The 6,519-nt window shown below is 62.7% G+C and carries 4 protein-coding genes; 2 read left to right on the forward strand and 2 right to left on the reverse strand.

Annotated elements, in window-relative coordinates; all coding sequences use genetic code 11:
- Window positions 1-426: 426 nt before the first annotated feature.
- Complete coding sequence (locus DRB19_RS28320) at window positions 427-2,484, forward strand: sensor histidine kinase (protein WP_114189306.1); 2,058 nt, start codon at window positions 427-429, stop codon at window positions 2,482-2,484.
- Between the two features lie 366 nt (window positions 2,485-2,850).
- Here DRB19_RS28320 and DRB19_RS28325 read toward each other — a convergent pair whose 3' ends face one another.
- The gene (locus DRB19_RS28325; protein ID WP_114189307.1) at window positions 2,851-3,870 is read right to left on the reverse strand and encodes a hypothetical protein; all 1,020 of its coding nucleotides are present in this window, start codon (window positions 3,868-3,870) and stop codon (window positions 2,851-2,853) included.
- Between the two features lie 505 nt (window positions 3,871-4,375).
- Here DRB19_RS28325 and DRB19_RS28330 point away from each other — a divergent pair.
- Window positions 4,376-6,094: an adenylate/guanylate cyclase domain-containing protein gene (locus DRB19_RS28330; RefSeq protein ID WP_114189308.1), complete on the forward strand. Its 1,719-nt coding sequence runs from the start codon at window positions 4,376-4,378 to the stop codon at window positions 6,092-6,094.
- 65 nt (window positions 6,095-6,159) lie between these two features.
- Here the strand turns inward: DRB19_RS28330 and DRB19_RS28335 are convergent.
- Window positions 6,160-6,519: tetratricopeptide repeat protein (locus tag DRB19_RS28335; protein WP_477454865.1), on the reverse strand; the 360-nt coding region annotated here is incomplete at its 5' end.

A 6,519-nucleotide genomic window follows, 5' to 3' on the forward strand; every position in this document is an offset into this window, starting at 1 on the left:
AGGCCACCTATCTTGAACGGCATGGCCTCCTGCTACCGGGCGAACGACGACGGCTCACAGATGAGGATTTCACGCCAGAGAAGGTGATCTGACCGCCGGTATTACCGTCTATCAACCGGAACCGATCAGGCGGCTGCCGGAAGGTCAGCGAGGCCCTTATTTACGAATTGCCTCGGCGCACCGGGAGATCCGGTCATGTCATGGAGCTAAAGTAAGCCGATTGTCCGCATCGGGCGGAAAACCAGACGTTCCTGAAGGCAAGGGAACTACCGTGCCTGACCCAAACCGGACCAAACGACATTTCGCACCGCGCACGCGATCAATGGAGATCATCTGGCCTCCTTACTGTTTTGAGGCTGCTCACCGTAGACTTACCCGTCGGGCACAATCCCTCGACTTGTAGAAGGCCTGCGGTATGTAGCTCACATGATGTCGTTCCGACGTTACACAATCCGTCAGTGCCTGGTGGCCTTCGGCGCAGCCCTCGTGCTGCCGGGCCTTATCTTCGCGGCCATTCTGCTGTGGCGCTACGCCAGCGCGGAACGCCACCACTATGAGGAGGAGGCGCTCGGCACCGCTCAGCGCATCATGGCAGCGGTCGATCGCGAGCTCGTGGGCATCCAGTCGGCCGCGCAGGCGCTCGCCACCTCCTCGTCCCTGCTGGAGGGCGACTTCGAAGCCTTTCAGCGGCAAGCTGAGTTGACTCTGCAGTCCTGGGCGCAGCACAAGCCGAACGACTACGCCATTGTGGTGCGTGACGTGACAGGCCAGCAGGTGGCCAACACCCGCCTACCGCGGGGCTCACCCTTGCCGAAGGGGGCTAACCTGCCCATCGACCAGCAGGTGATTACCACCAAGCAACCTGTGGTCCAGGACCTCTTCACCGGAGCCACCGCAGGACGTCCGATCATCAGCATCCGAATTCCGGTCCTCAAGGACGATGCCGTCACGCACGTGCTGTCGATGGCCGTCGAGCCGCGCCGCATTGCCGAGATCCTGCTGGCCCAGAACCTCTCTGCCTCGTGGGTTGCCACCATAATTGACCGGGCCGACCGCGTCGTTGCCCGTTCCCGTCGGCATGAGGCGTTTGTGGGCACGCCCGCGCCTGACGAGTTCCGGAGAACTGCCCGCGAGGCCGATGGCATCTGGGAGGGGTACAATCTGGAAGGGACGGAGGTGGTTGGGGCCTATGCCCGCTCTGGCGTGTCGGGCTGGATGACGTTCGTCGGTGTGCCGGCTGAGATCGTTCAGGCGCCGCTGCGCCGCTCCCTGTGGACCTTGCTCGGACTTGGGGCGGTTTTGGTTCTGCTGTCTCTGCTTCTGGCTCGTGCCTTCGGGCGGCGCATCGCTGTTCCAGTCCAAAGTCTGGTCCATCAGGCTCAGCGACTCGGCCGCAGCGAGCCTGTAGCGCCGCCACCGACCGGACTAGTGGAGGTTGATCAGGTCGGCGGCACACTGGCGTCGGCTTCGACGGAGCTGCGCCAGCGCGAGAATGCCCTGACGGCAAGCGAGGCCCGCCTGTGGGCGACCCAGAACAATGCCGCCGTCGGGATTGCCGAAGTTGATCGCGAAGGGCGCTTCATTTCGCTCAACATGGCTCGCTGCAAGCTCACCGGCCACACCCGTGAGGAGCTGATGGGACAGCATTTCGGCCATGTGACCGATCCCGAGCTCCTCGGGCCTGACCTCGACCTGTTCGCGCGACAGGTCGCAGGCGAGCTTGCCACCTACACCACGGACAGCAAGTTCCGGCGCAAGGATGGCAGCAGCGGCTGGGCCCGCGTGACCAGCACGGCGGTGCGGGACGCGGATTGCACCTTCCTTTACGCGGTGCGGGTGGTCGAGGACATCACCGAACGCCAGCAGGCGGATCGGCGCCAGAAGCTGCTGATTGATGAGTTGAACCATCGGGTGAAGAACACGCTCGCCACGGTGCAGTCGTTGGCGTGGCAGGCCGCTCGCCCCGGCGTGCCGCCGCAGGTTGCGCAAGAGAGGTTCCAGGAGCGGCTGCTGGCACTCTCGCGCACGCACAACCTGCTCAATGAGACACACTGGGAGGGCGCCTCCCTCAGGACGATCCTGGAAACGGAGCTCGGTCCCTACACGACACCCTCATCCCGCATCAGAATTGATGGGCCGGAGATCGACCTTCCTGCTCGGGTAGCGGTGGTGCTGGGCATGGCATTTCACGAACTCACCACCAATGCCGTCAAGTACGGTGCCTTGTCCTCTCCATCCGGCCGAGTGACGGTGGAGTGGACGGTTGACGAGCACGGGGACGAAGCAAACCTGGCCATCGACTGGTGCGAGCTGGGTGGTCCCACCCTTGAAGTCCGACCGAACCCGGGCTTTGGCTCGCGCCTGCTTCGACAGACGATCACACGGGAACTGGCTGGCCAGCTTGACCTGCGGTTCGAGCGGGAAGGTGTCTGCTGCGCAATTGCCGTCCCGCTCGGCTCGTCCTCCAGGCAACACGCAGCATGAGGCAAGTCAGAGGCGTGGGATGTCATGGCTGCCTTCTCCCGATCGTTGCTGACCCCGCCGGGGTCTGGAACTGGGACGCTGGAAGGCCGCATGATGGAACTTCCGCATTTCTTGTACTTCGAAAGGTCGGTTGCTGGCACATCTCGGAAGTAGACCAAATTTCAGCTTTGAGCAGGAACACCGGACGTTCCTGACGGGTAGCAGATTTCCTGGGTTGACCCGGCGCTGACGAAGCCCGGTACTGGGCCGAGGAACAGCAGATAGGGATCAATACCGTTTATGTCGTGTCAGAATCTCGTCACCTGTTGCCTGCCGCAGGCCATGTCGAGTACGGCATGGCCTGATCTAAGAAGTGCTCACTTCTGCTTAGGTGATGTAGATGTGGTCGGTCACGTTGATCGTGTTCCCTCCAGCCGTGCCGCCGAAATGCAGCGTATGCTTGCCTTGCGGGAGGTCGTCGATCATCAGCCAGTAGCCGGCATCTCGACTGGGAGCAAAGTCTTCATTCGGATCTGGCTCTGGGACGAGAGCCGCAAGCAGACTGCCGGGCGTAGCGGATCCCGGGGAGAAGAAGTCCGTCTCTTCGAGGTGGGCTGAGACGTTCTCTACGGGCTTGCCATCGATTTCAAAGAAAAAGCTGTCGACCGAAGCCTTCCAAGCATCAAGTGCCGCGTTGGCGTCGGCCTCCGTATCGCCTCCGGTTGCAAGCCAGAGGTTGTTCACCACTGGGACGAGGAGCGGCGTCCCCTCCTCAACAGCGAAACTCCTCTCAACCGTCGCCGGACCGAACGGAGGAAAGGCGCCCGCGACGAAGAACACGGGGCCGTCGTTGTTCACATGCGCGAACTCGCCGGTCGTGTCAGTCAGCGGATTGCCCTCGAACGTATCCGGATTGGCTGGGGCCTGCAGAGCCCAGGTCCACCACTCCTCCGCCCAGTCTCCGATGGATTGGCCAAGGACGGTCGAATGAGGGGGGTAGATTTTAAAGGGCACGCCATCAATGAGGTATGGGGTCGGATAGCCCGGCTGCGTGGCGTATTTTGCATCGTTGCGGGAGATCCCCGCCACATCATTGTGGTAGTCGCGGTAGCGCCCACTGATCAGGTCGATATCGTGGTTGGACTCGTCCAGGATCACCGTATAGGTGGAGGTCCTTTTGCCCCCTGTGGGTCCGGTGTCTACGCCGTATGCATCTGGGTCCACCGCGTTATTGATGTGGGTGATGATCTTATTCTCAAGATGTTCCTGACGAGTGTTCGTGGTGGTGACCTTGAACGTGAGATAATGATCTCCGTTCGGAGCTTCCCTAATCCCGAGCCTGTAGACGTCGAGGAGCCGGTCGACGTAGTCGAGATACTTTTCCAATCTGGCAGTGCTGTAGGCCATGGTCGTTACCTCCCTTTGCGGCGCATTGAACGTCGCAGGCAAAGTGGAAAGTCACGCTGAGAGACACTGGTCTTTATTGCTGTGGGGCCATGTAGGGCCCTTGACTTGGCTCCGGATCAGCCGCGAACCACCTCCCTTCTCACTGCCCTGAACAGTATTCCACTCACTGTCTTTTGAAAATACGTTTGAGGCGCTGGCCAAGGTGAAGCTCAAGCACGATCTCTATTTGTGCTAACTTCCGTCCCTACGTTCCACAAATGACCTTCCGCGAACTTGATGAACTGGAACGTCTTGTTATGGCACGCTCCGGAAGTACGTCGAATTCCTGCAAAGACCCGACGAGCGGACCTTCATTTAGTCCGCCCAACGTTACACTTTGACCCGCTTCTGACATTTGGTGCCAACAGGCAAATCCCATTTGACGTCGCCGCAGAGGTGCTGCTGAGCTATTGTTCCTTGATCCTTCGGGCTGACGAGCTGGAGGGTTGACGTCGTGGAGGAGTTGATGACGCCGTCTCAAGCGGAGCGCCGACTGGCAGCTATCATGGCAGCCGATGTGGTCGGCTACTCGCACCTCGTCGAGACTGACGAGGCCGGGACGCTTGCGGCTCTGAGGAGCCTGAGGCAGGGCGTACTGGACCCCCTCTTTGCCGAACACCGAGGCCGTCTGGTCAAGCTGATGGGTGACGGCCTGATCGCGGAGTTCGGCTCCGTCGTCAGCGCCGTCACCTGCGCTGCGGCCATCCAACGACGGATGGCCGAGAGCCAGGAGCAGGTCGCGCCGGAGCGCCGGATCATCCTGCGGATCGGCATCAACCTGGGCGATGTCGTCGTCGAGGGCCATGACCTCCTCGGCGACGGGGTCAACGTGGCGGCCCGGCTTGAGCAACTCTGCCCGCCGGGCGGTGTGATGATCTCGGGCACCACCCATGATCACCTGCAAGGCAAGCTGAACTGCGCCTTCGAGTTCGCAGGCGAGCAGCGCCTGAAGAACATCACGCGACTGGTCAGGGCCTACCGCATGGTCCCCGATGCGCCCGCCCTAAGGACGCCCCAACCTCAACCTGCCCGGACCTCCATTGCCGTCCTGCCGTTCACCAACATGAGCCAGGACCCGGAACAGGAGACATTTGCCGACGGACTGACCGAGGACCTGATCACCGATCTTTCGCGACGGGCCGGGTTGTTCGTCATCGCCCGCCACTCGACCTTTGCCTACAAGGGCCGCTCCGTCGACGTTCGGCAGGTCGCCCGCGAACTCGGCGTTCGTTACCTCGTGGAAGGCAGCACGCGCCGGGCTGCCGGACGGGTGCGGATCAATGTCCAGCTCATCGACGCGGCGGAGGGTGATCACCTCTGGGCCGAGCGGTTCGACCGCCACCTGGAGGATATGTTCGCCGTCCAGGACGAGGTCACCGGCCGGATCGTGGAGGCGCTGGTCGGCCGGCTGACGCCAGTCCCGACGCGGAACAGACCGACCAGCATGGAAGCCTATGACCTGTGCGTGCGCGGGCGGGCGCTGATCGGCAAGACGCCCGAGGTGGCCCGCGAGGCCAGCCTCCTGCTCCAGCGCGCCATTGCTCTCGATCCCAACTACGCGGAGGCGCATCGCTGGTTGGCTTTTAACCTCTGGACTGGCTGGGCGCACTGGGGCGAGCCGATGGAACCGAACCGATCCCGGTCCGTGGCCTTGGCAGAGCGAGCTGTCGCGCTCGATCCGAACGATGCCGGCTGCCGCTGGGTCCTCGGGCAAGTCCTCGCCTTCGAGCGGCGCTGGCCTGAATCGGACGCGGCGTTCGAGGCGGCGTTCAAGCTCGATGCCAACCAGGCGGACGGTTGGGCGATGCAGGGTGAGATGGCGACGTTCCATGGCCGACCGGAGGACGGGATCCTGAAGGTGCAGCGTGCCCTACGCCTGAACCCGCACCCTCCGGGCTGGTATCACTGGGAACTGGGCTATGCGCAGTATGCTGCCCGCTGGCATGAGGCGGCGGTCGAGACCCTGCGCCAGCCCTCCACCTACCGGACCGGGTCGCGGCGTATCCTGGCAGCGAGCCTCGCCCAACTTGGGCGGACCGAGGAAGCCCGCCAGGAGGCGGAATTGTTCATGGTGAGCAACCCGCATTTCACGATCGGCTACTGGGCCGCGACGCAGCCGTTCCGGGACGAGGCCATCCGCGAGCACTTCGTCGACGGCTACCGGAAGGCCGGGTTGCCGGAATAGCGCTCACGTGCCGGTTCCGATCCCGACATGCGCCCCTATCGCCGGAGCGACGGCTCCGCATGACTTCAGTCCGGCAGGCCGGCCTGACGCAGCGCTGCCGCGAACTCCGCCACTCTCTCAGGCGCGGTAAACTCCATCTGCTCCATCATGGTGACCGTGATGCTGGGGGCGGCTTCGAGAAGCCTTTGCGCCGCCGCCCTGGCCGCGTCCAACCTTCCAACTTGGACATAACTCGCAACGAGGAGCGCACGGGACACCATAAAGGACGGGTTCGACTGGACCGCGAGGTTAGCGGCAGCAACCGCTTCCTCACTCTTCCCGCTGAACAGGTAGGCAAAGCCCATTCCCAAATACGGGTGATAGTTCATCGGATCGAGCGGGCTGAGGCGAACCGCCCGCAGCCCATGCTCGATCGACTTGTCATA

The sequence above is a fragment of the Microvirga aerophila genome, from assembly GCF_003332305.1.
Lineage (GTDB): Bacteria > Pseudomonadota > Alphaproteobacteria > Rhizobiales > Beijerinckiaceae > Microvirga > Microvirga aerophila.

Bases quoted from the DNA above. Each gene is read 5' to 3' on its own strand.
- DRB19_RS28320 (WP_114189306.1), top strand. From the start codon at position 427: ATGATGTCGTTCCGACGTTACACAATCCGTCAGTGCCTGGTGGCCTTC.
- DRB19_RS28325 (WP_114189307.1), bottom strand. From the start codon at position 3,870: ATGGCCTACAGCACTGCCAGATTGGAAAAGTATCTCGACTACGTCGAC.
- DRB19_RS28330 (WP_114189308.1), top strand. From the start codon at position 4,376: ATGACGCCGTCTCAAGCGGAGCGCCGACTGGCAGCTATCATGGCAGCC.